This is a genomic window from Candidatus Methylobacter oryzae (genome assembly GCF_003994235.2).
GTDB classification, from domain to species: domain Bacteria; phylum Pseudomonadota; class Gammaproteobacteria; order Methylococcales; family Methylomonadaceae; genus Methylobacter_A; species Methylobacter_A oryzae.
In genome coordinates, this window is record NZ_RYFG02000032.1 from 1 (window position 1) to 1,249 (window position 1,249).

A 1,249-nucleotide genomic window follows, 5' to 3' on the forward strand; every position below is an offset into this window, starting at 1 on the left:
GACTGATGATTTTTTTAAACAGCTAAGACGCTCAACAAACTGTGAAACTTTAAAGCTCACAGAGAAGCGGTGCTTAGCTCGAAACGTTAGAGGCCTCTATGACTAATGCACCGGACGATTCCAAAGTGCTTACCACGTACCAGAAACTCCATCTCGGGGGAACTTACGCTGGAGTGCTTGTTGCCATTGGGCTTGCCGTAGTTAGCTATCAAATCAATAACCTCACGGAGCAGTCTAGACGGCAGACAGAAGCGATTAACCTGCAACTGAGATCTGTTACAGCCCAAACATGGCAAGTCATTGTTCAAGAGCAAACTGGGATATCGAAGTTATTCGTTGAAAGGCCTGAACTACGCCCATATTTCCATTCAAAAAAATCTCTTAGTCCAAGCGATCCAAACTACCATGCAGTCATGACCATAGCTGAAATGTATCTCGATTTTATCGACGGATTTGAAGACGGATATGTATATCAGCTACCCGATATGGGAAAGGATGGAATCGACCGTATTCTCTGGGACAAGTATTTCAATAAATTATTTAGGAACTCCCCAGCTCTCTGTGCACGTTATGCCGAGCTGCGCGACACTTATAGAGAAAGCGTAGAGCGCCACACAAAGCCCGGCTGCGAAATACCGGCCTCTAACACTACGCTCAACCGGACCTTGCGCGAAAAGCCGCGCAAGGCTGGTTAGCTTCACGTTAGCCATTATGGAACATCTCGAATACCCAACAATTGACCAATGGGAAGCGCGTCGCAAATGGTTTGAAGCGCATATCTTCCACTATGAAGAACTCGGGTCTTATTTGGTGGGGGAACAAGCAAGTGCGCTTATTTCCGAGGTGCAAGCTTGTTTCTGTGCAGGCGCATGGGTGGCGGTTATCATTTTATCTTTCGCGGTAATTGAGGCGAATCTACAAGAGACAAGCGGTTCTTCTAAGCGATTGCGGGCGGTCGAACTACTCAAAGAACAAGGCTTTACTGCAGCCTTTGATCAGCTTCGCCAACGTAGAAACACTCTTATCCATACCAATCCTGATCGCCCTGCCATAACAATCGACCAGCAATGGGATGATCGGCCCGCGTTAGAAACTGAGGCGCGTGACGCTGTTGGTCTTATGTTTCAGGCGTTCTATTCACAGGTGGGAACATAATGGCTAATCGGGTAGCCGAGGGTTTCTAACCCTCAGCCCCCACAACACCCTGCATGCGGGTCCGCACAGGGCGTTTCACTTGGAATGGTGAAGC

At 48.2% G+C, this 1,249-nt stretch carries 2 protein-coding genes; both read left to right on the forward strand.

What is annotated here, in order from left to right; genetic code table 11:
* Positions 1–98: 98 nt before the first annotated feature.
* On the forward strand, positions 99–695 hold the full coding sequence (locus tag EKO24_RS06200) for a hypothetical protein (RefSeq protein WP_127030808.1): 597 nt from the start codon (positions 99–101) through the stop codon (positions 693–695).
* A 16-nt stretch (positions 696–711) separates the two neighbouring features.
* Complete coding sequence (locus EKO24_RS06205) at positions 712–1,155, forward strand: hypothetical protein (protein ID WP_127030807.1); 444 nt, start codon at positions 712–714, stop codon at positions 1,153–1,155.
* Positions 1,156–1,249 lie beyond the last annotated feature (94 nt).

Bases quoted from the DNA above. Each gene is read 5' to 3' on its own strand.
- EKO24_RS06205 (WP_127030807.1), top strand. From the start codon at position 712: ATGGAACATCTCGAATACCCAACAATTGACCAATGGGAAGCGCGTCGC.
- EKO24_RS06200 (WP_127030808.1), top strand. From the start codon at position 99: ATGACTAATGCACCGGACGATTCCAAAGTGCTTACCACGTACCAGAAA.